Genomic DNA, 26,067 nt, shown 5'->3' with positions numbered 1-26,067 from the left:
GGTGGTTTGTGCCCGCCGCCGGGGGTGGCCCCGCGGGGCGGGTTAAAAACGGGCCCGCTTTTTCGGCTTTTGCGACACGGTCATTGGTGACATGATGTGGCAGGCAGTCAGACCGACCGCTGACTTGAGGAGCAACACATGGCGATTTCAGCACCCGGCATAGGCAGCGGCCTGGACATCAAGGGCATCGTTTCCCAGCTCATGGAGTTGGAGAAGAAGCCCCTGACCCAGCTGACCACACAAGCCACCGGCTACCAGGCCAAGCTGTCAGCCTTTGGGCAGCTCAAATCCCAGATGGCCAACCTGCAGGACCAGGCGGCCAAACTGGCCAAGCCTGCGAATTGGGACGGCCTGTCGTTTTCCTCCAGCAACACGGCCGCGGTGTCGGGCTCGGTCAACACCACGACCGCCCAGGCCACCAGCTTCAGTGTCCAGGTGAGCCAGTTGGCGCAGGCGCAGGCGGCGGCATCGAATGTCTTCACCGCTGGCAAAACCTTCGGCGCTGGCCAGCTGACCATAGACCTGGGCACCTGGAGTGGCAGCAGCTTCACCGCTGGCAGCGCCGCGGCAGTCAACGTCAACATCGCCGCGGGTGACGACCTGACCGATGTGGTGGCCAAGATCAACGCCAGCAACGCCGGCGTGAGTGCCACCGTGCTCAAGGACGCCTCCGGCGAGCGCATGATCCTGAAATCCGACGCCACCGGCGTGGCCTCCGCTTTCCGGCTGCGCAGCACCGGTGCCAGCGACCTGGAAGACCTGCGCTACAACCCGGCCGTGGCTGGGGCGGGCATGACGCGCACGCAGGAGGCCCTGAACACCCAGGCCACCGTCAATGGCGTGGCGGTGACCTCGACCAACAACACCCTCACCGATGCCGTGCCCGGCGTGACGCTGAATTTCCTGCAGGTCACCACCGGCGCCGTCAACGTCAAGGTCGCGCAGGACACGGCCAGCATCAAATCCAACATCACGGCCCTGGTGCAGTCCTACAACGCCCTGAGTTCCGCCCTGCGCGAGATGACCAAGTACGAGCCTGGCACCGACACCGCTGGCACGCTGCAGGGCGACTCCACCGCCACCGGGCTGCAGGGTGCGCTGCGTCGGCTGTTCTCGGACCGAGGCCCCGCCAGCTCGAGCTTTGGCCGACTGTCCGACATGGGGGTGGCCTTCCAGTTGGATGGCACGCTCAAGATCGACGAGACCAAGCTGACCAAAGCACTTGAGAGCCCCCAGGAACTGGAAGACTTCTTCAGCAACGCTGCTGGGGGCTTGGCGGTGCGCATCGAATCCTTCTCCAAGGGCATGCTCAGCGCCAGTGGCGGGGTCGCCAGCCGCTACACTGCGATCCAGAACGCGATCCAGCGCAATACCAAGGATCAGGAGCGCATGAACGACAAGATCGAGCGCACCGAGGCGCGGCTGCTGGCCCAATACTCGCGGCTCGATGGGACCATTGCCAGCCTGAATTCGCTGAACGCCTACGTGACCCAGCAAATCACGACCTGGAACAGCCAGAAATCGAACTGATCCAGCGGCTTGCGCCCAGCGCAACAGCCTGCCGCCATGCACCGGGGCAGGCTTTTTTACGCCCGGATAAAGCCCGGTTTCCCCCCTTTACTTCCGCTTTTGTCGGGGCGGGAAAACTTCAGAATTTGTGCCATCGGTATCACCCTTGCGGAGTACGAACATGGCGCAAACCATCAACACCAACATCATGTCGCTGAACGCTCAGCGCAATCTGAACATGTCTCAGAGTGCGCTCGCGGTCGCCATGCAGCGCCTGTCGTCGGGCTTGCGAGTGAACAGCGCGAAAGACGATGCCGCCGGCCTGGCGATCTCTGAGCGCTTCACCACCCAGATCCGGGGCCTCAACCAGGCCATACGCAACGCCAACGACGGCATCTCGCTGGCCCAGGTGGGTGAAGGCGCGCTGGCCGAGCTGACCAGCAACCTGCAGCGCATCCGCGAGCTGGCGGTGCAATCGGCCAACGCCACCAACAGCGATTCCGACCGTGTGGCCCTGAACCAGGAAGTGCAACAGCGCCTGGCCGAGGTGGACCGCATCTCCTCGCAGACCACCTTCAACGGCCGCAAGCTGCTGGATGGCACCTTTGGCAACGCCACCTTCCAGGTCGGCCCCGACGCCGGGCAGGTGATCGGTCTGGACCTGCCGTCCAGCACCCGCACCCGCTCCATCGGTGAAATCGCCATGACCATGTCGTCGCCCATCGGCAGCGGCGCCACCGGCGGCTCCATCGATCTGACCGCCAGCACGCTGAACTTCGGTCTCAGCGGCACGCCCGCCACCAGTGGCCGCGTGACCACCACCCTGGACAGCGTGAACTTCGGCACCGCGACGGTGGTGGGCACCCCCGGCAACGTGCAGTTCACGGCTGCCGCCTTCGACTACCGCTCGGGCTTCAACGCCCAGGGCCCGATCGACGCCACGGCGCTGGGCGGCGCCAACGCTGGCGACTTCTCTGGCGCTGGCGATCTGGCGCAGTTCGACGTCAAGATCGGCGCCGTGACGGTGGGTATCACGCTCAACGCCGACTACGGCAGCGCGGCCGGAGTGGCCGCCGCGGTGCAAAGCCAGATCCAGGCGGTCGCGGGCCTGAGCAACGTGACCGTGACCAACAACGCCGGCACGCTGACCTTCAGCAATGTGGGGTCGAACACCGGCGTCCAGATCCTGAACTCGGATGCCAATGCCCTGACCGCCGGTTTCGCCAACACCGGCGGCACCTCCACCGCAGGCCCGGCCAACGCCACCTTCAGCGTGGACGGTCTGGCGATGACCTTGAACCAGAACTACACCGACGCCAACGGCCTGGCCGCCGCGCTCACGACCCAGTTCACGACCGCAGGCGGCGCCTACGCCACCTACACGGCCGTTGCCACCGGCAACCAGATCACCATCACCAACGGCACCGCCCCGGCAGCGATCGCGATCACGCTCGCCGATGCGGCCGCCAACGCCGGCGGCATCTATAACAGCCCGGGCAACGCCGGCACCGCCTCCGTGGCGGCCAACAACGGCGGCTTCCAGATCGAGAACGGCGCCACCGACATCGACATCGTGCTCGACCAGGACTATGGCTCCTTCAGCGCCGCACAAACCGCCATCCAGACCCAGCTGGACGCGGCGGCGGCGGGTCAGTTCTCGGTGGCCATCGACGGCAGCGGCAACATGACCATCAGTCGCACCAGCACCGGTGCCGGGTCGACCGCGGTGGTGATCAACAGCGAGGTGGACAACGCGGCCAACACCTCCACCATTGGCGGCGGCACCGACACCACCATGCCCACGGCCCCGGTGTCCACCGCTGGCGCACCGGCCATCACCTCGACCAACGCCACCTTCCAGGTGGACGGCATCGCCGTGACCCTGGACCAGAACTACGCCACGGCGGCCGACTTGGCCACCGCCATCGGCACCCAGCTGGGCAGCGGCTACACGGTGACCAACACCAGCGGCAACGACATCACCATCACCAACAACACCAACGGCTCTGCCGCCGTCACGATCAGCAACGCCGACCCCACCGCCTACAGCGCGGGTTTCGTCAACGGCGTCGGCACCGCAGGCACCGCCAGCGGCTCCATCACGCTGGCCACCGGCGACTTCAGCGTGAGCATCGGGCTGGGCACGGAGCAGAAGACCTACGACTTCCCGGCCGGCAACTACACGCCCAACCAGCTGGCCGAAATCATCAATCGCGAACTGACCGGCATCGCCGCCGACGTGGTCGACGGTCAACTGCGCCTGTCGTCCAACTACGCCATCACGGTCGACGGCAACCTGGCGGCCAGCATGGGCTTCGGATCGGTCGGCGTGCCGGTGCTGCCGGACTCGGGCAACCTGTCGGACACCAATGTCCTGACGGTGTCCTCGTCCAACGAAACCATCGTGCGCATCGACTCGGCGCTGACCAAGATCAGTGGACTGCGCAGCACCTTCGGTGCCATCCAGAACCGCTTCGAATCGGTTATCTCCAACCTGTCGACGGCCTCGGAAAACCTGAGCGCTTCCCGCAGCCGCATCATGGACGCCGACTTCGCGGCCGAAACCGCGGCCCTGTCGCGCGCGCAGATCCTGCAGCAGGCCGGCACGGCCATGGTGGCCCAGGCCAACCAGGTGCCGCAGGGCGTGCTGCAGCTGCTGCAAGGCTGACCGCAGCGCCCCTGCTTGCGCGCGGCCTTCAGACTCAGGCTTGATCGTCGAAGAAAAGACCCTGCAAGGCGGGCCCCAACGCATAGGCCTCGGCGGCCTGGAAGTTGACCGTGTAGCCCAGATCGGCCAGACCTGCGATGGTCAGACGGCTCAGCGGCATGTTGCTGTTGCTCTCGGCATAACCTGTCATCAGTTCGCGGTCGAACACGCTTTCGGCCCAATGCACGTTGGCCGTGCCCGATCCGCCCTGGGTTTCCAGCGGCACGAAGGTCGCCGCCGCATTGCCCGACAAGGTTCGGTAGGCCGCCACCCCCTGAGCGCCGGTGTACTGGCCAGGCGTGGCGTTCAGGCCCTTGAGCGACCATAGGGACCCCAGCCCCAGGGCATGCCCCATCTCATGCAGGATCACACGCAACAAGGTGCCCGACTGCGCCATGTTGGCGACATCGGCGCTGTCGAACTGCATGTTGCCCATGAAGGGCAGGTAGGTACTGCCACGCAGTTGTGTCGGCCCAGCTTGCGCCAGCGTGCCACCAGCACCGTCTATGCTCACCACCGACGCCGTCAGCCGGATGTCGTCGATGCCGTTGATGTCGGGCAGGTCACCCACGATGACGTTCTGCCAGATGGCCGCCGCCTGGTTGAAATAGGTCTGGTAGGCCGGGTCGCCGCTGTAGTCGACTTCGATGTGGAACTGGCTGACCACCGGTGTCACGGGCGCGGGCTTGGTCTTGAAGTCGTAGCTGCTGGTGCCTGCGAAGCTGTTACCGGCCAGGTCCTTGACCGTGCCCGCCGCGAAGCTCACGATGTATTGGGTGTCGTGCGCGAGGTCCTGGGTCGGGTTGATCGTGAACGTGTCGTTGCTGATGGAGATGCGGTTGCTCGTGGCTGCGTTGAAGCTCTCGATGAGTTGGCCAGCCGCGGTCTTGATCGTGATCACTCCCGTGCCACGCTGCACCGCCTCATTGAATCTGAGCACCAGGTTGGTCGCGACCTCGGCTCCCACCGCCCCGTCGACCGGCGAAAAGCTGGTGACAGTGGGCGCATCGGTGTCCAGCCGGGTCTTGAAATCGTAGCTGCCGGTGCCGGCAAACACGTTGCCGGCCAGATCCTTGACCGTGCCGGCGTCGAAGCTGACGACGTACTGGGTGTTGTAGCCCAGGTCCCTGGTCGGATTGATCGACAACGTGTCGGCATTGACGCTGACACGTGCGCTGTTGGCGACGTCGAAACGCTCGATCAGCTGGCCGGCGGCGGTTTTCAGCGAAATCGTGCCCGTGCCCAGCCGGATCTCCTCGTTGAAGCGGACCACCACGTTCGCGCCCAGGGCCACGCCGGTTGCCCCGTCGGGGGGCGTGAATCGGGCCACGGTCGGCGCCACCGTGTCGATCTTGGTGCGGAAGTCGTAGCTGCTGGTGCCGGCAAAGGCGTTGCCCGCCACGTCCTTGACCGAGCCTGCGGCAAACGACAGCACGTAGGAGGTGTTGTAGGCCAGGTCCCGGGTGGGGTTGACGGTCAGCGTGTCGCCCGAAACGCTGACGCGGCTGCTCGCCGCGTCGAAGGTTTCAACCAGTTGGCCAGACGCCGTCTTCAGCGTGATCAGCCCGGTGCCACGCACCACGGTCTCGTTGAATTTCACGCTCACGTTGCCCGAGGGCAGCACGCCAGTGGCGCCGTCGGCAGGTATGAAGCGGACCGTCTTGGGCGCATCCGTATCGGCCCGGGTCTTGAAGTCGTAACTGCTGACACCCTTGAATGCGTTGCCCAGCACGTCCTTGACCGTACCAGCACCGAAGCTCACGAAGTACTGGGTGCTGTAGGCCAGGTCTTGCGTCGGGTTGATGACCAGGGTGTCGTTGGTGACGGTGATGCGGTCGCTGCGCGAGGCGTCGAAGGTCTCGACCACCTGGCCCGCTGCGGTGCGCAGGGTGATCAGCCCCGAGCCGCGCTGGATGGGTTCGTTGAACTTGAGCATCACGTTGGCCGTCGTCAGGGCTCCGGTCGACCCATCGGCGGGGGTGAAGCGGGTGACGGTCGGGCCGTCGGTGTCGCGCCGGGTACGGAAGTCGTAGCTGCTGGTGCCCTTGAAGGCGTTGCCCAGCGCGTCCTTGACCGTGCCGCTGCCAAAGCTCACGAAATACTGCGTGTTGTAGTCCAGGTCCTTGGTGGGGTTGAGGGTCAGCGTGTCGTTGCTGATGGTGATGCGGTCGCTGCGGGCTGCGTCAAAGGTCTCGATCACCTGTCCCGCCGCGTTCTTCAGGACAATCTGCCCGGCGCCACGCTGGATGGCTTCATTGAACTTGAGGACCACGTTGGCCGTGGTCAGCGCGCCGGTCGATCCGTCGGCTGGCGTGAAGCGTGTGACGGTCGGGCCGTCGGTGTCGACACGGGTTCGGAAATCGTAGGTGCTGGTGCCCTTGAAGGCGTTGCCCAGCGTGTCCTTGACCGTGCCGGCACCGAAACTGACGAAATACTGCGTGTTGTAGTCCAGGTCCCGGGTCGGGTTGATGCTCAGTGTGTCGCCGGTGACGGTGACGCGGTCGCTGCTGGCGGCATCGAACACCTCGACCACCTGGCCCGCCGCGTTTTTGAGCGTGATCGCGCCGGAACCGCGCTGGACGGCCTCGTTGAACTTGAGCACCACGTTGGCGGTGGTCAGTGCGCCGGTCGAACCGTCGGCTGGTGAGAAACGGGACACGGTCGGCCCGTCCGTGTCCATCCGGGTGCGGAAGTCATAGCTGCCGGCGCCCGCGAACTGGTTGCCGGCCAGGTCCTGGACCGTGCCTTTGGCGAAGCCCACGGTGTACTGCGTGTTGTAGGCCAGGTCGTTGGTGGGGTTGATGCTCAGCGTGTCACCGGTGATCGTGATGCGGTCGCTGCTGGCGGCATCGAAGGTTTCGACCACCCTGCCACTGCCGTCCTTCAGAGTGATCAGGCCGCTGCCACGCTGGATGCCCTCGTTGAACTTGAGCACCACATTGGCCGTGGTCAGCGCGCCGCTGCTGCCGTCGGCAGGCGAAAAACTGGTGACCAGCGGGACCAGGGTGTCCGCTACCGCCGCCGTGCTGGACAGGGCATAGGCCTGGGCGGAAATCGATACCGTCCCCGGGGCGGGCGCACTGGACACCAGAACGGCCGTGGCAGACTCGCCCGCCGGCTGGCTGACCGACGTGCCACCGCCGTAGGACGCGGACGGCGCGGACACGGTGTTTATGCTTGTCATCTCCAGGCCTTCCAAGGGGTATCCGGCGTATCTCGCCAACGCCATCCCTATCGGCCAGCTCGCTTACATCTTGAGGAGCACGGAGCACAAAAGCGGGGGGCTTTGGTGGCTTTTGCCACTTCAATTCGCGGTCAAGTTGGCCCATACTCTGCCGATAATGTTGCAAAGACTCCTCAAGGACGGGCACCATGAATCCACATCGCTTGAATGCCGCATCGGCCTACCAGTCGGTCGGACTGCAAACCCGGGCCGCAGCCAATGACCCCCACCAGTTGGTCAACATGATGTTCGAGGCGGTGATCGAGAACATCAACAAGGCCCGCGGCGCCATCCAGCAAGGCGACGTGCAGCTCAAGATCAAGCACATCGATCACGCGATCCGCATCATCCAGGAAGGCCTGATCACCAGCCTGGACCACGACAATGGCGGCGAACTCGCCGGCAACCTGGCCAGCCTCTACGACTACGCGGTGATCCGGTTGGTCCAGGCCAATGCGAAAAATGATGTGGGCATGCTGGTGGAAGTGGTCGATCTGATCGCCCCTCTGCTGGAAGCCTGGCAACAGATGCGTCCCGAAAGCATGGCGCAGCGCCCGGTCGACCTGGCACCTGCCGCCGCAACGCCTGCCCCAACCCAGGCGGCCTCCGCAGCCGCTCCCCGGCGCCCAGTGGGTGCCTACGCCAGCGTGGCGGCCTACGGCCGTGTTGCCGCCCCTGCTGGAGTCTGACCATGAGCCACAACTTGATCGACTACTACAAAGCCATTGAAAGCACCAGCGTGCAGATGTTGACCGCCGCGCGCATGGAAAACTGGGACGAAGTGGTGCGCCTCGAAGGCGCCTGCGCGGTGCTGATCGAACAGCTGCGCCACGAGTCGCGCAGCCAGGTGCTGAGCGCCGACCAGCGCGCCGAGAAAAACCGCATCATGCTGAGCATCCTCCGCTATGACGCGCAGATCCGCAGTCTGGCCGAACCCTGGCTGAGCAGCATGGAAGACATGATGCCCAGCCAGTTGCCCAGCGTGACGCTGCATTGAGCAGCCAAGCCCGTTCCCGGGGCTGGCCCCTTCAAACAACAACGCCCGGTCAAGCCGGGCGTTGTTGTTGGGGCTGCAAAACATCAAACCTGCATGTTCATCACGTCGGTGTAGGCCTGCACCATGCGGTTGCGCACGTTCAGCGTGGCCTGGAAGCCGATCTGGGCTTTCTGCATGGCCAGCATGGTTTCTTCCAAGCTGACGCTGGGGTTGCCCATCTGCACCTGGGTCTGCATCTCGCTGGCCTCGTTCTGGGCCTTGCTGACGGACTGCAGCGCGGTCTTGAAGGCGTCGGAAAATCCACCGCCGGCGACCGGGTTGGCGGTGCCTTCGGCCTGCTGCAGGCGCGCCTTGGCCAGGGCGCCCAACGCCTGAGGCGTCAAGGGGGTGATGCGCATGTCCATGGAGGTGCTCCCAAGTCGATCCAATTCGGTGACGCAATGGTAGGCAGGTGACGCCAAAACTTGAATTTGATAAAGCCACGAAATCGCGTCCTTTTCGGGCTTTAGTTCGGTCGGATCGACTTTGATAATCCGTCCAACGCGGGCCTGCCCCGTCTTTTTTGGTTCATCATCGCCACCATGAACACCGCCGTTGCCGAAGTCGACCTTCGCCCCGCCGCGCCACAGAACGCCTTGCTGGAGGGTTTCACGCGCCTGGACAACCGCCGCAAATTCACGCTGGTGGGCGGTGCCCTGGCGCTGCTGGCCGTGCTGATGGTGGCTTTCTACATGAACCGCCAAGCCGACTGGAAGGTCTTGTTCGCCAATCTGTCGGACAAGGACGGCGGCGCCGTGATCGCCCAGCTGACCACGCTGAACGTGCCCTACAAGCACGCCGACGGCGGCCGCGCCATCCTGGTGCCGGCCGACAAGGTGCATGACACCCGGTTGCGCCTGGCCTCGCAGGGCTTGCCCAAAGGCTCCATCACCGGCTTCGAGCTGATGGACAACAACCGCCTGGGCATGACCCAGTTTCAGGAACGCCTGAGTTTCCAGCGTGGCCTTGAAGGCGAACTGACGCGCTCCATCCAGGCCCTGTCGTCGGTGGCCGATGCGCGCGTGCACCTGGCCTTGCCCAACCAGAACGGCTTTTTCCGCGAGCAGCAAAAGCCCTCGGCCAGCGTGCTGCTGACCCTGCACCCTGGGCGCACTTTGGACCGCGCCCAGATCGCAGGCATCGTGCACCTGGTTGCCAGCAGCGTGCCAGAGATGAACCCCAAGGCGGTCAGCGTGCTCGATGAGACCGGCGCCCTGCTCTCCAACCCAGCAGAAGGCCAGGCCGGCAGCGTCGACACCCAGCAGCTGCAGTACGTACAACAGCTGGAGCAGGTCTACGTGCGCCGCATCATGGACCTGCTGGAGCCCTTGGTCGGGCGCGAGAACGTGCGCGCCCAAGTCACCGCCGACGTCGACTTCTCGATGACCGAACAGACCCAGGAACAGCACCGACCCAATCAGGGCACCGAACCCAGCGCTGTGCGCAGCCAGCAGACCATAGAAGCCGCCGACGGCAACGGCGCCCTGCCCCCGCCCGGTGCGCCCGGCGCGGTCAGCAACCAGCCACCGGCCCCCTCCACAGCCCCCATCAATGGCCAGCCCGGCGCCGTGGGCGTGACGGCGGCCAACGGCGCCACGGCGGCCAGCACCGGCCTCAAGCGCCGGGAACAGGTCACCAACTACGAGGTGGACAAGACCGTGCGTGTGACCCGGGGCGCCACCGGCAATGTGCGCCGCCTGAGCGCCGCCGTGGTGGTCAACCACCGCACCGTGACCGACGCCAAGGGCAACACCAGCACCGAGGCCCTGCCCGCGGCTCAGGTTGAGCAGATGACCGCGCTGGTACGCGAGGCCATTGGCTTCAGCCAGGACCGCGGCGACTCGGTCAATCTGATGAATTCGCCCTTCAGCCGCGCCAAGAGCCCCGTCAGTGATGTGCCCTGGTGGAAGGCCTCCGACAACCGCGACCTGGCGCAGAGCCTGGCCTGGCCGGTCGGCATGGTCCTGCTCGGGCTGGTGATCTTCATGGGCGTGATCCGCCCGGCGCTGCGCGACATGCGCCGCCCGTCCCAGGCGCGCCTGGCCTCCGAAGGCGCTGGCGCGAGCGGCGCCGCCGGCTCGCAGCTCGAGGCGATGCTGGACGAAGCGCCGGAGCGCCCCGGCCTGCTGCCGCCCACGGTCAGCGCCGATGCCCCCGAGGTGCTGCGCCTGGAAGACGCCCGTCGCCTCGCGAAGGAAAATCCGGTCGCGGTCGCCAATATCATCAAGAATTGGGTCAACGGCGAAAGCAGCGGTGCGGTGGCGCCGACCTGAGCCCGATCCTTACCCACCGACAGCGCACACAGCCCCCTTTCCATGGACACCGAACAAGGTTTGCAGGACGCCGCCATCTTCCTCATGTCGCTGGGCGAAGAGGAAGCGGCCGAGGTGTTCAAGCACCTCTCGCCCAAGGAGGTCCAGCGCCTGGGCGAGACGATCGCCCGCATGCGCGCGGTGACCAAGGACAAGGTGGATCAGGTGGTGGAGAAGTTCACCCACGAGGCGGCCTCGCAGAGCCTGCTGGTGTCCGACACCGACAACTACGTGCGGGCGGTGCTCAAGCGCGCCCTGGGCGACGACAAGGCCTCGCTGCTGATCGACCGCATCCTGCAGGGCGGCGACGTCTCCGGCATCGAAAGCCTGAAGTGGATGGACCCATTGTCGGTGGCCGAACTGCTGCGCAACGAGCACCCGCAGATCCTGGCCGCCATCCTGGTGCACCTGGATTTTGAACAGTCCGCCGGCGTGCTCAAGAACTTCACCGAGCGCACCCGCAATGAGGTGATGCTGCGCATCGCCACCCTCGAAGGCATCCAGCCGGCGGCGCTGAAAGACCTCAACGAGGTGCTCTACAAGGTGCTGGCCGGTGGCGACAAGATCCGCAAGAGCTCGCTGGGTGGCGTCAAGGCAGCGGCCGAGATCATCAACCTCATGGGCACCAGCCTGGAAGCCAGCGTGATCGACTCCATCCGCGAGAACGACGGCGATCTGGCCCAGAAGATCATGGACAAGATGTTCACCTTCGAGGACCTGCTCAAGCTCGACAACAAGGCGGTGCAGCTGGTGCTCAAGGAGGTGTCGTCCGACACCCTGGTCATCGCGCTCAAGGGCGCCAGCGGCGAGCTCAAGGAAAAAATCCTCTCCAACATGTCCTCGCGAGCGGCGGAGAGCCTGCGCGAAGACCTGGAGACACGCGGGCCAGTGCGCCTGTCCGAGGTCGAGGCACAACAGAAGGACATCCTCAAGCTGGTGCGGCGCCTGTCAGACGAGGGCCAGATCATGCTGGCCGGAGGTGGCGATGACAGCTTCGTCTAACACCAAGAACTCGCCTTACCACCGCTTCATCCCGCGCGAAGAAGTGCAGGTCGTGGCGGCCTGGGAGTTTCAGTCCATGGACGGCAGGCCGCCCAAGGGCAAGGTCGAGGAACCCGAGCCGGAACCATCGACACCTGAACTGCCTGCCCCCGACTTGGAGCTGCTGCGCCAGCAGGCTTTCGAGGAAGGTTTCGAGCAGGGCCGGCAAGCCGGTGAAAAAGCCACCCGCGAGGCGCTGGACGCTCCGCTGCGCCGCACGGCCGAGGACGCCGCCCGCCGCCTGGGCCTGCTGCTCAAGAACGCCGAACTGGAACTGCAGCACGCCGACGAACGCCTGGCCGACCAGCTGCTGCAGTTGGCCTGCGACCTGGCGCGCCAGGTGGTGCGCGGCGAACTGACCCAGCCGCAGGATGTGCTCAAGGCGGTGATCGCCGAGGCGCTGTCGCAGACGGTGGACGACCACCTGCAGCGCACCGTGCGCCTCAACCCCATGGACTTGGCCCTGATGCAGAACCACCTGGGTGAGTGGACCGAGGCAGGCAAGGTGATGTTCGTGGCGAACGACAAGCTCAGCGCCGGTGGGTGTGTGGTGGAAACCGTCGCCTGCACCGTTGACGCGAGCATCGAAAAGCGCTGGGCGCGCGCCGTGGCCAACATCGGCATGAAAGCCGACTGGCACACCCCGGAGCGAAGCGATGACTGAGCCCCGGCCTCCCCATGCCGCGCCGGAACGCTGGGACAATTTCCTGCGCCTGGCCCACATCTATGCCAGCCAGCACACGCCGCTGGAAGTCAGTGGCCGACTGACCCGGCTGGCGGGTCTGGTGCTGGAAGCCCAGGGCCTGCGCGTCCCGGTGGGCTCGCAGTGCCTGATCGACGGCGGCCCCGACAACCAAGTGCTGGCCGAAGTGGTGGGCTTCGCCAACGACCGCGCCTTCCTGATGCCGGCCGGCGACGTGCAGGGCCTGTCCAGCGGCGCGCTGGTCAAACCCCTGGCGCCCTACCGTCCGCAGCCCCGCCTGGACCAGGAGGTGCGCGCCCTGCCCACCAACGACCGTGGCGTGCTGCGCCTGCCCTTGGGCCGTGGCCTGCTGGGACGCGTCGTCGATTCGCACGGTCACCCGCTGGACCACATGGGCCCGCTCAAGCAGATCAATGTGCTGCCGATCGAGCGCACGCCCATCAACTCGATGGACCGCGCGCCGGTGCGCCAGGCGCTGGACACCGGTGTGCGCACCATCAACGCGCTACTGACGGTGGGCCGGGGCCAGCGCCTGGGCCTGTTCGCCGGCTCGGGCGTGGGCAAGAGCGTGCTGCTGGGCATGATGGCGCGCTTCACCAAGGCCGACGTGATCGTGGTCGGGCTCATCGGCGAACGGGGCCGCGAGGTCAAGGAATTCATCGAGGACATCCTGGGCCCCAAGGACCGCCAGCGCGCGGTGGTGGTGGCGGCCCCCGCCGACGCGCCCCCCCTGGTGCGCATGCAGGGCGCCAACTACGCGACCGCCATTGCCGAGAACTTCCGCGATGAGGGCCTGGACGTGCTGCTGCTGATGGACTCGCTGAGCCGCTACGCGATGGCGCAGCGCGAAATCGCGCTGGCCATCGGCGAGCCGCCGGCCACCAAGGGTTATCCGCCCTCGTGTTTCGCCAAGCTGCCCCAGCTGGTGGAGCGCAGCGGCAACGGACCGGACGGCAAGGGCTCGATCACCGCCTTCTACACCGTGCTGTCGGAAGGCGACGACCAGCAGGACCCCATTGCCGACGCCGCCCGGGCCATCCTGGACGGCCACTTCGTGCTCTCACGTGCCCTGGCCGAATCGGGGGTTTACCCCGCCATCGACGTCGAGGCCTCGGCCTCGCGGGTGATGCACAACGTTGTCACGCCGCAGCACTTCGACGCGGCACGGCGCTTCCGACAGTACTACTCGCGCTACCAGAAGGCCCGCGACCTGATCCAGCTCGGGGCCTACGCGGCCGGCAGCGATCCCGAAACCGACAAGGCCATCGTCCTGTTCCCTGCCATGCAGAAGTTCCTGATGCAGGGCATGCAGGAGCAGGCCACCTTCGACGCCAGCGTGGCGCAACTCACCGAGACCCTGGGCGACGAACCCGCTGGCCGTGGCCGCAAGACGGCAGGCGTCCGGGGCTAAAACATGGCAAACCTCGACAGTTTCGACCGGGTGGTGGAGGTCAACACCATGCGCCGCGACGACGCCTTGCGCGCGCTGGGACAGGCGCGCCAGGCGCAGGACCACGCCGAACAGCAGCTGCGCCAGCTGCAGGACTATTCGGTCGAAGCAGAAATGCGCTGGAAACACCGCGCTAGTCAAGGCGTCACGCCGCAGCTCTTGCACCATCATCGGCAGTTCATGGCACGCATTGATGAAGCAGTCCGGTTTCAGGACGATGTGATTGCCAAGCTCGTGGCCGAAGTGGCGCGTTGCGAACAGGTGGTGCACCTGGCCGAGCGCGAATTGGCCTCCTTGAGCAAGTACGTGGAGCGCAAGCGAATGGAACAGCAGCAGCACCTGGAACGCCAGGATCAGAAACGCAACGATGAGATGGCGGCCAACGTGCACCGGCGCCAGCAGCTCGCGCAAAACTGGAGACCGTGAAATGAGTACCGTCGGCAGCACCAGCGCAACCAGCAGCACCGCCCAGCAGGACCGCGTCGCCAGTGGCAACAGCCACCAGGCGCGCCGGGGTTCGGGTGACAGCAAGGTTTTTGCCAACATGCTCGCGGCGGCGGCGGACAGCGCCACGCCCGAGTCCTTGTCCGAGGCCCGCAAAAAGCCCACGACCCAGGACAACGACCAAGGCAGTGATGACGCCAGCCACGGCCTCGACAACCTCCAGGGCGCCAGCGGCCTGGTCGACGGCCCCCGGGTGAAGACTCCGGACGACCACGGCAGCGACGACGGTGCACGCGCCAGCGACGACACCGACGGCCGTGCCCGCCCGCCGGGCCGGGGCGCACGCGGCGGCATGTCCACCCTGACCCTGGCGGCACGCGAAACAACGTCCGCACGCGCGGTTCAGGCCGGCGCCGCGGATGCGGCCAGCACCAGCGACACCCAGCAGGCAACCGACACCTCGGGTCTGGCGCCGCTGGGCGCAGCCCCCGGCGACGGCAGCGTCGGCACGGTAGGCAACAGCCTGGCCACCGCGCTGGCGGCGGCCCTCGAAGACGCCATGGACGTATCGGACGACGTCACCCTCAGCGCCACGGCCTCGGTGGACAGTCAGGGTGCGGCCGGCGGCGGTGGCGAAGGTGCCGCCGCCGAAGTGGGCGCGCTGGCCAACGAACAGCGCACCGAGCGCGACGCCGCCACCACCGCCGAAGCGCCCCAGGCACCGGCCGAGACCTGGCAGAACGCCTGGAACAAGGCCATGGACAAGATTGGCCAGCAGGTCAGCTATTGGCTGGGCAAGGGGGTGAGCCAGGCCCAATTGACGGTGCACGGCGCCCAGGGCGATGCGATGGACGTGCGCGTGCTGCTGCGTGACGGCCAGGCCCACCTGGAGTTCCTGACCAACAATGAACAGACCCGTGCCGCGATCGCGCAAAACGGCACCGACGCCTTGCGCGCGGTGCTGGGCCAAAATGGCATCGAACTGGCCAGTCTGTCGGTCGACGCGCAGGCCTCGGGCGGCCAGCACCCCCATGGCCAGACGTCCCAGGACGGTTCGCAGTCGTCAGGCCGAGGTCTGGGCATGCAAGGCGCGGCCAATGGCCGAGGCACCGAAGTGGCGCCGCCGCCGGGGCGCATGGTCCACTGGACCAGCAACGCGGTGCTCGACGCCTACGCCTGACGACCATGTGCACCGCCACCCGCGTGAGCGCCAGCACCCGGCCAGCGTGCCGTGATAATCGTGGCCACACGGTCGGCGCCGCCCGCAGCGCCTGACCTCCGCGAAACACCCACCGGAAAAAACCCCCATGGCCACCAAAGCCCCCGCCGCCGAAGGCGAAGCCGCCCCCAAGAAGGGCAAGAAGATGCTGATCATCATCCTTGCGGTGGTGATCCTGCTGGTGGTGGCCGGTGGTGGCGCGGCCTTCTTCCTGATGAAGAAAAAAGGTGGCGAAGAGGAAGGCGGTGAAGCCGCGCCCGCCAAGGCCCACGTGGACCTCAAGTCCCCCCCCACCTTCCTGCCCCTGGAGAACATGGTGATCAACCTGGCCGATCCGGGCGGCAACCGTTTCGCGCAGGTGGGTATCACGCTGCAGGTGGACAACGTGAAAACGGGCGATGCCGTCAAGGCCTTCATGCCCAGCATACGCAACGGCATCCTGCTGCTGCTGTCGCAGCGCACCACCGAAGAGCTGTTGCAGGTGCAGGGCAAGGAACAACTGGCCAACGACATCATCGCCGAGGTGTCGCGCCAGCTCGGCTATGAAGGCAAGAAGCCCAGTCCGATCCAGGCCGTGTTGTTTTCCAGCTTCATTGTTCAGTAGCCATGAGCGAGTCGTTCCTTTCCCAGGACGAAATCGATGCCCTGTTGGAGGGCGTCACCGGCGAGAGCCAGAAGCTCGCCAAGGAAGAAGTGCCCACCGGCGCGGTGCGCAGCTACGACCTCTCCAGCCAGGAACGCATCGTGCGTGGGCGCATGCCCACCATGGAGGTCATCAACGAACGCTTCGCGCGCAACCTGCGCGTGGGCCTGTTCAATTTCATCCGCCGCAGCCCCGAGATTTCGGTCGGCACGGTGGCGGTGCAGAAGTACAGCGCCTTCCTGCGCGAGCTGGTGGTGCCGACCAACTTCAACATCGTGGCCATCCGCCCGCTGCGGGGCAACGGCCTGATCGTGTGCGAGCCGACGCTGCTGTTCGGCGTCATCGACAGCCTCTTCGGCGGTACCGGCAAGTTCCACACCCGCATCGAGGGCCGGGACTTCTCGCCCACCGAACAGCGTGTGATCAACCGGCTGGTGGAGGTGGTCTCCGAGGAATACAAGAAGGCCTGGAAGGGCGTGTACCCGCTGGAGCTGGCCTACCAACGCTCCGAGATGCAGCCCCAGTTCGCCACCATCGCCACACCCAGCGAGATCGTGGTGTCGACCAGCTTCACGCTGGAAATCGGCGACCTCACCGGCTCGCTGCACATGTGCATCCCCTACGCCACGCTGGAACCCATCCGCGACGTGTTGTATTCCTCGGTGCAGGGCGATGCGATCGAGGTGGACCGCCGCTGGGTCAAGCTGTTGAGCCACGAGATCCAGGCGGCCGAGGTCGAACTGGTCGCGCAACTCGCCCACGCCGACGCCACCGTCGAGCAGTTGCTGGCCCTCAAGGTCGGGGACTTCATCGAACTCGAACGCGACAACCTGATCGAGGCGCACATCGACGGCGTGCCCATTGTCAAATGCCAGTACGGCACCCACAACGGCAAGTACGCACTCAAGGTCGAGCAGATGCTGCGCGCGCCAGACAAGTCGTGGACCGGAGAATCCTATGACAAATGAAAACGATCCCAAAGACGACGACGTGACCGATGACTGGGCGCAGGCGCTGCAGGAGCAGTCCAGCGCCGGCATGAGTGGAGACTTCGCCACCGGGGCACCCCACTTCGACAGCGCGGAGAGCGCGAACGTCAACGCCAACAACGACATCAGCATGGTGCTGGACATCCCGGTCCAGCTCTCGGTCGAACTGGGCCGGACCAAGGTGCCGATCAAGTACATCCTGCAGCTGGGCCAGGGCTCCATCGTGGAGCTCGATGCGCTGGCCGGCGAGCCCATGGACGTGCTGGTCAACGGCTACCTCATCGCCCAGGGCGAAGTGGTGGTGGTGAACGAGAAGTTCGGCATCCGCCTGACCGACATCGTCACACCCTCAGAACGCCTGCGCCGGGTCAGCAAGACATGAAACCCCCACGCTCCACCGCTGCGCGGGTCGCTGCCCCCCAAGGGGGCTGTTTCGCCTTGGGGCGGCCCGTCGGCGAAACGCCCGTTGTCAATGCCCTTGCGGGAGTTGGTGAATGACGCCCGACACCATGCCCTCCTTCACCCCGGCCCTGCTGCTGCTGGGCCTGCTGGTGCTGGCGGCCTGGGGCGTGAAGTGGCTGCGCCAGCGCTACGCCATTGGCGGCACACCGGATGCGCAGGCGATCCGGGTCATCAGTTCACTGGCCGTGGGGCCGCAGCAGCGCGTGCTGGTGCTGGAACTGACCGAACCCGGCAGCCAGGCCAGGCACCTGCTGACCGTGGGCGTCACGCCCGGACAGATCACCACCCTGCACAGCACCACCCCGGCCACGCCCAGCTACGGCACGGTGGCCGCGCGCCAGGCGCCGCCCGCGCCATGAGGCCGGCCTTGCTCATCGCGCGCCACTGGCGCTGGGTCCTCTTGCTGGCCACGGCCATGCCAATCCTGGGCTGGGCACAGTCGCCGCCTGCCGGGCAGCTCCCGCTGGTGGTGGGTCAGGGCTCGGGCGGCACCACCTATTCGGTGCCCATCCAGACCCTGCTGTTCTTCACCGCCCTGTCCTTCCTGCCGGCGGTGCTGCTCATGATGACCGGCTTCACCCGCATCGTCATCGTGCTCTCGCTGCTGCGCCAGGCGCTGGGCACGCAGGCCTCGCCACCCAACCAGGTGATTGTCGGCCTGTCGCTGTTCCTCACCTTCTTCGTCATGGGGCCGACGCTGGACCGGGTCTACCAGGACGCCTACCAGCCCTACAGCACCAACACCATCAGCTTCAACCAGGCGCTCGAACGCGCCGAGGTGCCCATGCGCGACTTCATGAAGCGCCAGACCCGGCAGTCGGACTTCGAGCTGTTCGCCAAGCTGGGCAAGCTGCCCAGCGGCACCACGGTGGACACCGCGCCCTTCCGCGTGCTGGTGCCGGCCTTCGTGATCAGCGAACTCAAGACCGCCTTCCAGATCGGCTTCATGATCTTCATCCCCTTTCTGGTGATCGACATGGTGGTCGCCAGCATCCTGATGTCGCTGGGCATGATGATGTTGTCGCCGGTGCTGGTCGCCCTGCCCTTCAAGCTCATGCTCTTTGTGCTGGCCGACGGCTGGAACCTGCTGATCGGCTCCTTGGCCGCCAGCTTCGCTGTATGAGGCCCCCACGCTCCACCGCTGCTGCACAGGTCGCTGCCCCACGCGCGGGAAAGCCGCGCCTTGCGTGCCCGTGGGGCTGTTTCGCCTTGGGGCGGCCCGGCGGCGAAACCCGCCCTTCACGCCAGGATCACTGAAATGGACCCACAAGCCGTCCTCACGATCGGGCAGAACGCCCTCTTCATGCTGCTCATGGTGGCAGCGCCCGTGCTGGGCACGGTGCTCGTGGTGGGCCTGGTCATCAGCCTGTTTCAGGCGCTGACACAGATCAACGAGTCCACCCTGTCCTTCGTGCCCAAGCTCATCGCTGCGGTGGCGGTGTTCGCGTTGATGGGGCCGTGGATGCTGACCACGCTGGTGGAATTCATCCGCCGGACCCTGCTCTCGATACCCGACTACGCGATCTGAACATGGTCACCTTCAGCGAAGCCCAGCTCATGGCCTGGGTGTCGCCCATCTTCTGGCCTTTCCTGCGGGTACTGGCGGTGTTTGGCAGCGCGCCCATCTTTTCGTCGCGCAGCGTGCCCACCCGCACCAAGGTGGGCCTGGCGCTGGTGATCGCGCTGTGCCTGCAGCCCGGGCTGCCGCCACAGCAGGTCATATCGCTCAACGGACCGGGCGCCTTTGGCGCCGCCGTGCAGCAGGTGGCCATCGGCCTGGCCATCGGTTTGGCGGTGCGCATCGTGTTCGCCGCGGTGGAAATGGCCGGTGAAATCATCGGCCTGCAGATGGGCCTGAACTTCTCCGGCTTCTTCGACCCCACCACCAACGCGCAGACCAGCGCGACCGGACGCTTCTTCGGCAACATGTCCATGATGCTGTTCGTCGTCCTCAACGGCCACCTGATGCTGGTCCAGGCGGTGCAGGCCAGCTTCACCACCTTTCCCATCGGCGGCCACGCGCTGGAGTCGCTGCGCACCCTGCGCCTGCACGAGTTGGGCGCCATCATCTTCACCTATGGGCTGTGGATTGCCCTGCCCATGATCGGCATGCTGCTGTTCGTCAACGTGGCGCTGGGCATCATCTCGCGCATCGCGCCGCAGATGAACGTGTTCGCCATCGGTTTCCCGCTCACCCTCTCGGTGGGCCTGATCGGCATCGCCATCACGCTGCCGCTGCTGGACGGGCCGGTGATGGGCCTGATGCGGGTCGTCTCGGAAACCTTCGTCGGCAGGTGAGATGTCGCCCCCACGCTCCGCCGCTGCGCGGGTCGCTGCCCCCCGAGGGGGCTGTTTCGCCTTGGGGCGGCCCGGCGGCGAAACCTCGCCCTCAGCCTCCCGTCAAACCAGTCCGTTCCTTATTGCATAGACCGTGAGCTCGGCGTTGTTGGTCAGGGCCAGTTTTTCCAGCACGCGCGCGCGGTAGACGCTCACCGTCTTGGGACTGAGCATGAGTTCTTCGGCGATCTGCGAGAGCTTGCGCCCCGAGGCGATCTTCTGCAGGGTCTGCAGCTCGCGTTCGGACAGGCTGGCGTGCAGTTCGGTCTGCTCGGGTGCCGACAGGTTGTTGGCCAGCATCTCGGCGATCTGCGGCGTGATGTACTTGCGGCCCTGGGCCGCGGTCCGAACGGCCACCAGCAGCTCGGCCGGATCACCCGCCTTGTTGAGGTAGCCCACGGCGCCGGCCTTCAGGCAGCGGATGGCGTACTGGTCCTCGGGGTACATGGACACCATCAGCGACTTGACCGGTGGCCCCTGCTCGGCCAGCGAGGCCAGGATCTCCAGTCCGCTGCGCCCCGGCAGGTTGACGTCGAGCAGCAACACGTCGCAAGCCTGCTTGCGCAACACCTCGCGCAAGGACGCATAGCTGTCGGCCTCGCCCACCACCTGCACGTCGGTGGCCTCGCTCAGGGTGTCGCGGATACCCCGCCGCACCACCGCGTGGTCGTCACACAACACGACCTTGATCATGATTCATCTCCCGTTTCACTGTCGCTTGCGTCGGGTGCCACGCCGTCCAGCGGCACCGACAACACCAGCGCCAAACCCTTGCCGGTCCCGGCACTGGCCACATCCAGCCAGCCGCCCACGGTCAGCGCCCGCTCGCGCAAGCCCATCAACCCGAAGGCATTGTCCTTGGCCAGCGCCTGGGCGTCGGCGCCCTGTCCGTTGTCGCTGACCTCCAGCGTCAGGTGGCCCTCCAGGTCGCTGAGCTCCAGCCGCACCTCGGTGGCACCGGCGTGTTTGGCGATGTTGGTCAGGGCCTCCTGCGCGGTGCGGTAGGCCACCAGTTCCACCTCCCGCGGCAGGCGCGGCATGTCGCCCGCGTGTCTGAGGGTGGTGCGGATGCCGGTGCGCTCGGTGAAACTTCGCACCAGCCACTCCATGGCCGCGATCAGCCCCTGGTCCAGCACCGCCGGGCGCAGGTTGCGCATGATGCGCTGGCTGGCGCCCAGCGCATGGGTCACCATGGCCTGCGCCGCGTCCACGTGCGAACGTGTCGCTTCGTCGGTCGAATGGCGCCCGAGCCAGGCCAGGTCGAGCCGGATGGCGATCAGCGAGCCGCCGATGTCATCGTGGATTTCACGCGCGATGTCGGCACGTTCGCGTTCGATGCTGCTTTGCAGGTGTTCGGTCAGCTCCGCCAGGCGCTGCCGCGACACCGCGAGTTCGTCGGCCGCCTGCTGCCGCTCGCATTTGATGCGGTGGTGCTCCAGCGCGCGCTGCACCACCATGGGCAGGCGGTTGAGGCGGTTCTTGTCGACGTAATCGCTGACACCACGCACCATCGCGTCGGCCACCACCGCCTCGCCAATGGCACCTGACACCAGGATAAAAGGCAGATCCTGTCCCAGGCCACGCATCAGATCCCAGGCCTCCAGGCCGGAGAAACCCGCCAAGTGGTAGTCGGCCAGCACCAGGTCGATGCCGCCGCCCCGCAAGGCGGTTTCAAAGTCGGCCAGGGTATCAACGTGAAAAAGCTTGAAATGCCCCCCACTGCGCTCCAGAATATGAACGACCAACTCGTGGTCGGCGAGGCTGTCCTCAAGGTGGAGTATGCTAAAGAAATTCAAAATAACGACCGATAGGCAGAGGGGAGGCATTCATTATGAAGATTATTTTCAAATCAACTGCGCATTTGATGGCAGTCAAGGCGGCGCGAATTTGACCGCTCGCCCCAACGACGTGTCTGGTACAAACCCACCATACAACTGAACACGCCATGGAACCTGCCTCCTCCCCTCACGAGGATAGACGCCGTTGGGCACGGGCGGACGATGTGCCGCACTTCGAGCCCATGCCGGACCGTTCCACCGAGCCGACGGTGGCGCTCAGCTTGTCGGCAGTGGCCGATCTGCAAGATTCGCTGCTGGTCGCGATGAACGACCTCAAGCGCCTCGAAGGCCTGCTGGACCATGCCACGGGCAACCTGCTGGAACGATTCAATGCCGCCAACGAGGCCCTGCTGGCGCTGCATGGCGACAACGATGAAACGCGGCAGATCGGTCAGGCATTGCATCTGGCGGTGACCGAATTGCAATTCCACGACATGGCCACCCAGCTGCTGGTCCACACCGGCAAGGTGCTCAAGGGCTGCGCCTACAAACTCGCCGAGGAAGCCATGGAGCTGGAAGAGGACGAGATCGGCGTGGTCGAAACGTGTTTGCCCGAACGACCCAATCCCGTCACCCAGAGTGAGATGGATGCGGGCTCGATCGAGCTGTTTTAATTTTCGAGAACGAGGTTTTTCATGCACTCAATTCTGGCGGTCGACGATTCCGCTTCGATGCGCAAAATGGTGTCGTTCACCCTGGTGGGGGCCGGCTTCAAGGTGGTGGAGGCCGTGGACGGCCAGGACGCCTACGAAAAAGCCCAGGCGCAGCATTTTGATTTGGTGCTGACCGACCAGAACATGCCCCGCATGGACGGTCTGGGCCTGACGCGCAAGCTGCGCGAGCACCCCAAATTCAAGAGCACGCCCATCCTGATCCTGACCACCGAATCCAGCGACCAGATGAAGCAGGCCGGGCGCCAGGCCGGCGCCACCGGCTGGCTGGTCAAACCCTTCGATCCGCACCGCCTCATCGAGGTCATCAACAAGGTGATCCGCTGAACGGCACACCGCCCTCCGTCCACAGCCCACGGTGCGAACGCCATGACAGAAGACAAAAAAGACGACAGCTTTGACTTGACCCAGTTCTACCAGATCTTCTTTGAGGAAGCTGGTGAAAACCTGGAAACGATGGAGCAGCAACTGCTCGAGCTGGACGTCGAGAATCCCGACGACGAAGAACTCAACGCGATCTTCCGTTGTGCGCACTCCATCAAGGGCGGCGCGGCCACCTTCGGCTTCGAGGATGTGGCCGAGATGACGCACCAGATGGAGTCCTTGCTGGACAAGCTGCGCCGCCACGAGCTGACCCTGACCTCGCCCATGGTGGACGTGCTGCTGGAAGCGTCGGATGTGCTCAAGGGCCTGCTGGCGCGCCACCAGGGCCTGGACGCGGCGCCGGTGGAAACGGGCGATCTGGTCGCCCGCATCCGCGTGCTGGCCAGCGGCGGTGGCGCCGCGCCGGCGCCGGCCAAGGCCCCGCCGCCGCCTCCACCACCTGCGGCCGCGCCCGCTCCGGCCCCCGCTGCCGGCACGGGCCAACGCCGGATGAAGGCCACCATCGGCCCGCTGGACCAGGCCGACGAGGCCGATCCGATCAAGGAACTGTTCCGCGACATCGCGGGCCTGGGCACGGTCGAAGGCGAGTCCTTCGACAACCAGCACAAAGTGTTCGAGATATCCACGGCCAGCAGCAACGACGACCTGCTGGACCTGTTCGCCTTCCATGTGTCCAAGGACAAGATCAAGCTGGAACCGCTGGACGTCGCCCCGGCGCCTGCGCCCGCGCCGGCGGCGTTTGTCAGCCAGAGCCTGATCCCGATTTCCGAGCGCCCGCCCAGCGGCGACATCGAACAAGGCTATGGCCTGTATGCCGGCGCACCGGGCAGCCCGATCGCCGACCACAGCCGCTCCGATTCCGGCGAGGTCACCCGCAACGACGACCTGATCCAGGGCTATGGCCTGTTCGCAGGGGCGCCCGGCAACCCGCACACGCACGAAAGCCACACCGCCGCCCACGAGGCCGCCATCCAGGCCGCCACCGGCGCGGCCGACGCCAAGGGCGGCCGTGCGGGGGCCAAGCCGGCCGCGGCCGCCACGCTGGAGACCACCACGCTGCGCGTGTCGGTGAGCAAGATCGATCAGTTGATCAACCAGGTCGGCGAACTCGTCATCACCCAGGCCATGCTGGCACAGAACAGCCGCATCCTCGATCCCTCGATCAACCAGCAACTGCTGGCCGGCCTGGCCGACCTGGAACGCAACACCCGCGACCTGCAGGAATCGGTGATGTCGATCCGCATGATCCCGATGTCGGTGGTGTTCAGCCGCTTCCCGCGCATGCTGCGCGACCTCGCCAGCAAGCTGGGCAAGAAGGTGGAGTTCGTCACGGTCGGCGAAGCGACCGAGCTGGACAAGGGCCTGGTGGAGAAGATCACCGACCCGCTGACCCACCTGATCCGCAACAGCTGCGACCACGGCATCGAGATGCCGGCCGACCGCCTGCTGGCCGGCAAACCCGAGACGGGCACCATCACGCTGTCGGCCTCGCACCAGGGCGGCTCCATCCTGATCGAGGTGCGCGACGACGGCAAGGGCCTGAACCGCCAGAAGCTGATCAACAAGGCCCGCGAGCGGGGCATCGAGGCGCCGGACAACATGTCGGACAGCGAGGTCTGGCAACTGATCTTCGCGCCCGGCTTCTCCACCGCCGAACAGGTGACCGACGTGTCGGGCCGCGGCGTGGGCATGGACGTGGTCAAGAAAAACATCGCCTCGCTCGGCGGCACGGTGGACATCGACACCTCCGAGGGCTATGGCATGAGCGTGAAGGTGCGCCTGCCGCTGACGCTGGCCATCATGGACGGCATGTCGGTGCGCGTCGGCGACGAGGTCTACATCCTGCCACTGGCCTCGGTGGTCGAGTCCTTCCAGGTCAAGGCCGGCGACATCAACACCGTGGCGCAAGACGCGCAACTGGTGAAGGTGCGCGAGGAATACATGCCGGTGATCGAGATCGACCGCATTTTCCAGGTGCCGCGCAACGGCGAAGGCAGCGGCGCCAACTCGCTGATGGTGGTGGTCGAGTCCGACGGCATGCGCGTGGCGCTGATGGTGGACGAACTGCTGGGCCAGCAGCAGGTGGTGATCAAGAACCTGGAATCCAACTACCGCAAGGTGCAGAACATCTCGGGCGCCACCATCCTGGGCGATGGCCGCGTGGCGCTCATCCTGGACACCTCGGGGCTGGTGCGCCGCACCCGCCAATGACCGCACGCCACCCGGACACGGACACACGACATGGCTGAAGACGACGACACCGGACCGGTCGCGCAAGGGCGCGAATTCGTCTGGACCAATGCCGACTTCACCCGCATCAAGGGCCTGATCTACAAACACGCCGGCATCAGCCTGCACGATGGCAAACACGCCATGGTCTACAGCCGCGTCTCGCGCCGCCTGCGCGAGACCGGCCACAACAGCTTCAAGAGCTACCTGGACGTGCTGGAGCAGCAGGGCAGCAGCCCGGAATGGCAGGAATTCGTCAACGCCCTGACGACCAACCTGACCTCCTTCTTCCGCGAGAACCACCACTTCATCGAACTGGACAAGCTGATCCGCTCCAAGCCGCCCACCCACGAGTGGAAGGTCTGGTGCAGCGCGGCGTCCACCGGCGAGGAGCCCTACTCCATCGCCATCACCTTTGCCGAGGCGCTGGGCAGCGAAGGGCGCTTTCGCATCCACGCCAGCGACATCGACACCAAGGTGCTCAACACCGCGGCGCGCGGCGTCTACAAGCTCGAAGGCATGAAGGGCCTGAGCACGGCGCAGATGCAGAAGTACTTCCTCAAGGGCAAGGGTGCCAACGCGGGCTTCGCGCGTGTCAAGCCGGAACTGCAGCGTCACATCGACTTCTTCTCGCTCAACCTGATCCACGACAACTGGCCGCTCAAGGAGCAGTTCGACGTCGTGTTCTGCCGCAACGTGATGATCTACTTCGACGCCGCCACGCAGCGCCAGGTGCTGGCCCGCATCCACCGCGTGATGAAGGACCACGGCACGTTGTTCGTGGGCCATGCCGAGAATTTCAGCGACGCCCGCACCCTCTTTGCCCTGCGCGGCAAGACCGTTTACGAAAAAGTCTAGAACCGGGCGCCC

General features: G+C 65.8%; 25 protein-coding genes. 21 read left to right on the top strand and 4 right to left on the bottom strand.

Translation table 11 applies throughout. From position 1 onward, the window contains the following. Positions 1–138: 138 nt before the first annotated feature. Together fliD and AAHB17_RS18735 are read left to right on the top strand one after the other, a co-directional pair. Positions 139–1,530: a flagellar filament capping protein FliD gene (fliD, locus tag AAHB17_RS18740; protein ID WP_342132301.1), complete on the top strand. Its 1,392-nt coding sequence runs from the start codon at positions 139–141 to the stop codon at positions 1,528–1,530. A 160-nt stretch (positions 1,531–1,690) separates the two neighbouring features. Next, positions 1,691–4,177 carry a flagellin N-terminal helical domain-containing protein gene (locus AAHB17_RS18735; protein ID WP_342132300.1) on the top strand — a complete coding sequence of 829 codons (2,487 nt, stop codon included), beginning with the start codon at positions 1,691–1,693 and terminating at the stop codon, positions 4,175–4,177. A 34-nt stretch (positions 4,178–4,211) separates the two neighbouring features. Here AAHB17_RS18735 and AAHB17_RS18730 read toward each other — a convergent pair whose 3' ends face one another. Then, entirely contained in the window at positions 4,212–7,400 is a 3,189-nt protein-coding gene (locus tag AAHB17_RS18730) for an Ig-like domain-containing protein (RefSeq protein WP_342132297.1), read from the bottom strand. Between the two features lie 188 nt (positions 7,401–7,588). On the opposite strand from AAHB17_RS18730, the gene fliS reads away from it, so the two are divergent. After that, a complete protein-coding gene (gene fliS / locus AAHB17_RS18725) occupies positions 7,589–8,128 on the top strand; it encodes a flagellar export chaperone FliS (RefSeq protein WP_342132295.1) in 540 nt (179 codons plus the stop codon). A 2-nt stretch (positions 8,129–8,130) separates the two neighbouring features. Next, positions 8,131–8,436, top strand: a complete 306-nt coding sequence (locus AAHB17_RS18720; RefSeq protein ID WP_342132294.1) for a flagellar protein FliT — start codon at positions 8,131–8,133, stop codon at positions 8,434–8,436. 83 nt (positions 8,437–8,519) lie between these two features. Here AAHB17_RS18720 and fliE read toward each other — a convergent pair whose 3' ends face one another. Continuing rightward, positions 8,520–8,840, bottom strand: a complete 321-nt coding sequence (fliE, locus tag AAHB17_RS18715; protein ID WP_342132293.1) for a flagellar hook-basal body complex protein FliE — start codon at positions 8,838–8,840, stop codon at positions 8,520–8,522. A 177-nt stretch (positions 8,841–9,017) separates the two neighbouring features. Here fliE and fliF point away from each other — a divergent pair, with 177 nt between their 5' ends. From fliF to fliR, 13 genes are all read left to right on the top strand, one after another. Next, positions 9,018–10,748, top strand: coding sequence for a flagellar basal-body MS-ring/collar protein FliF (gene fliF / locus AAHB17_RS18710; RefSeq protein ID WP_342132292.1), 1,731 nt, complete (start codon positions 9,018–9,020; stop codon positions 10,746–10,748). A 42-nt stretch (positions 10,749–10,790) separates the two neighbouring features. Beyond that, a complete protein-coding gene (fliG, locus tag AAHB17_RS18705; RefSeq protein ID WP_342132291.1) occupies positions 10,791–11,789 on the top strand; it encodes a flagellar motor switch protein FliG in 999 nt (332 codons plus the stop codon). Beyond that, on the top strand, positions 11,773–12,492 hold the full coding sequence (locus AAHB17_RS18700; protein WP_342132290.1) for a FliH/SctL family protein: 720 nt from the start codon (positions 11,773–11,775) through the stop codon (positions 12,490–12,492). Before fliG ends, AAHB17_RS18700 begins: the two co-directional genes overlap by 17 nt. Beyond that, positions 12,485–13,942, top strand: coding sequence for a flagellar protein export ATPase FliI (gene fliI, locus AAHB17_RS18695; protein WP_342132289.1), 1,458 nt, complete (start codon positions 12,485–12,487; stop codon positions 13,940–13,942). Before AAHB17_RS18700 ends, fliI begins: the two co-directional genes overlap by 8 nt. Positions 13,943–13,945: 3 nt before the next feature. Then, the gene (gene fliJ, locus AAHB17_RS18690) at positions 13,946–14,407 is read left to right on the top strand and encodes a flagellar export protein FliJ (protein WP_342132288.1); all 462 of its coding nucleotides are present in this window, start codon (positions 13,946–13,948) and stop codon (positions 14,405–14,407) included. Position 14,408: 1 nt separating this feature from the next. Next, positions 14,409–15,605: a flagellar hook-length control protein FliK gene (locus tag AAHB17_RS18685; RefSeq protein ID WP_342132287.1), complete on the top strand. Its 1,197-nt coding sequence runs from the start codon at positions 14,409–14,411 to the stop codon at positions 15,603–15,605. Between the two features lie 127 nt (positions 15,606–15,732). Next, positions 15,733–16,248, top strand: coding sequence for a flagellar basal body-associated FliL family protein (locus tag AAHB17_RS18680; RefSeq protein WP_342132286.1), 516 nt, complete (start codon positions 15,733–15,735; stop codon positions 16,246–16,248). A 2-nt stretch (positions 16,249–16,250) separates the two neighbouring features. Continuing rightward, positions 16,251–17,255, top strand: coding sequence for a flagellar motor switch protein FliM (fliM, locus tag AAHB17_RS18675; protein WP_342132285.1), 1,005 nt, complete (start codon positions 16,251–16,253; stop codon positions 17,253–17,255). Then, positions 17,245–17,658 carry a flagellar motor switch protein FliN gene (fliN, locus tag AAHB17_RS18670; RefSeq protein WP_342132283.1) on the top strand — a complete coding sequence of 138 codons (414 nt, stop codon included), beginning with the start codon at positions 17,245–17,247 and terminating at the stop codon, positions 17,656–17,658. Before fliM ends, fliN begins: the two co-directional genes overlap by 11 nt. Positions 17,659–17,770: 112 nt before the next feature. After that, positions 17,771–18,097, top strand: a complete 327-nt coding sequence (locus tag AAHB17_RS18665) for a flagellar biosynthetic protein FliO (protein ID WP_342132281.1) — start codon at positions 17,771–17,773, stop codon at positions 18,095–18,097. A gap of 56 nt (positions 18,098–18,153) precedes the next feature. After that, the gene (fliP, locus tag AAHB17_RS18660) at positions 18,154–18,861 is read left to right on the top strand and encodes a flagellar type III secretion system pore protein FliP (RefSeq protein ID WP_342132305.1); all 708 of its coding nucleotides are present in this window, start codon (positions 18,154–18,156) and stop codon (positions 18,859–18,861) included. 135 nt (positions 18,862–18,996) lie between these two features. Beyond that, on the top strand, positions 18,997–19,266 hold the full coding sequence (gene fliQ / locus AAHB17_RS18655) for a flagellar biosynthesis protein FliQ (RefSeq protein WP_342132280.1): 270 nt from the start codon (positions 18,997–18,999) through the stop codon (positions 19,264–19,266). 2 nt (positions 19,267–19,268) lie between these two features. Further along, positions 19,269–20,036 (top strand): flagellar biosynthetic protein FliR, encoded by a 768-nt coding sequence (gene fliR / locus AAHB17_RS18650; RefSeq protein WP_342132279.1) that lies wholly within the window; start codon positions 19,269–19,271, stop codon positions 20,034–20,036. A 102-nt stretch (positions 20,037–20,138) separates the two neighbouring features. Here the strand turns inward: fliR and AAHB17_RS18645 are convergent, their stop codons facing one another. Continuing rightward, entirely contained in the window at positions 20,139–20,768 is a 630-nt protein-coding gene (locus AAHB17_RS18645; RefSeq protein WP_342132278.1) for a response regulator transcription factor, read from the bottom strand. Continuing rightward, on the bottom strand, positions 20,765–21,901 hold the full coding sequence (locus tag AAHB17_RS18640; protein WP_342132277.1) for an ATP-binding response regulator: 1,137 nt from the start codon (positions 21,899–21,901) through the stop codon (positions 20,765–20,767). The genes AAHB17_RS18645 and AAHB17_RS18640 overlap by 4 nt, the downstream gene beginning before the upstream one ends. 194 nt (positions 21,902–22,095) lie before the next feature. On the opposite strand from AAHB17_RS18640, the gene AAHB17_RS18635 reads away from it, so the two are divergent. The 4 genes from AAHB17_RS18635 to AAHB17_RS18620 are packed head-to-tail and all read left to right on the top strand — an operon-like array spanning position 22,096 to position 26,055. After that, complete coding sequence (locus tag AAHB17_RS18635) at positions 22,096–22,527, top strand: hypothetical protein (protein WP_342132303.1); 432 nt, start codon at positions 22,096–22,098, stop codon at positions 22,525–22,527. Positions 22,528–22,548: 21 nt separating this feature from the next. After that, positions 22,549–22,911 carry a response regulator gene (locus AAHB17_RS18630; protein ID WP_342132275.1) on the top strand — a complete coding sequence of 121 codons (363 nt, stop codon included), beginning with the start codon at positions 22,549–22,551 and terminating at the stop codon, positions 22,909–22,911. Between the two features lie 42 nt (positions 22,912–22,953). Next, positions 22,954–25,179, top strand: coding sequence for a chemotaxis protein CheW (locus AAHB17_RS18625; RefSeq protein ID WP_342132274.1), 2,226 nt, complete (start codon positions 22,954–22,956; stop codon positions 25,177–25,179). 30 nt (positions 25,180–25,209) lie between these two features. Then, a complete protein-coding gene (locus AAHB17_RS18620; protein ID WP_342132273.1) occupies positions 25,210–26,055 on the top strand; it encodes a CheR family methyltransferase in 846 nt (281 codons plus the stop codon). The last annotated feature ends 12 nt before the right edge of the window (positions 26,056–26,067 follow it).

This window comes from Hydrogenophaga sp. OTU3427, from assembly GCF_038440225.1.
In the GTDB taxonomy this organism is placed as follows: domain Bacteria; phylum Pseudomonadota; class Gammaproteobacteria; order Burkholderiales; family Burkholderiaceae_C; genus Hydrogenophaga.
Note: the sequence above shows the minus strand (reverse complement) of the source record. Positions and strands in the feature narration are given on the sequence as shown.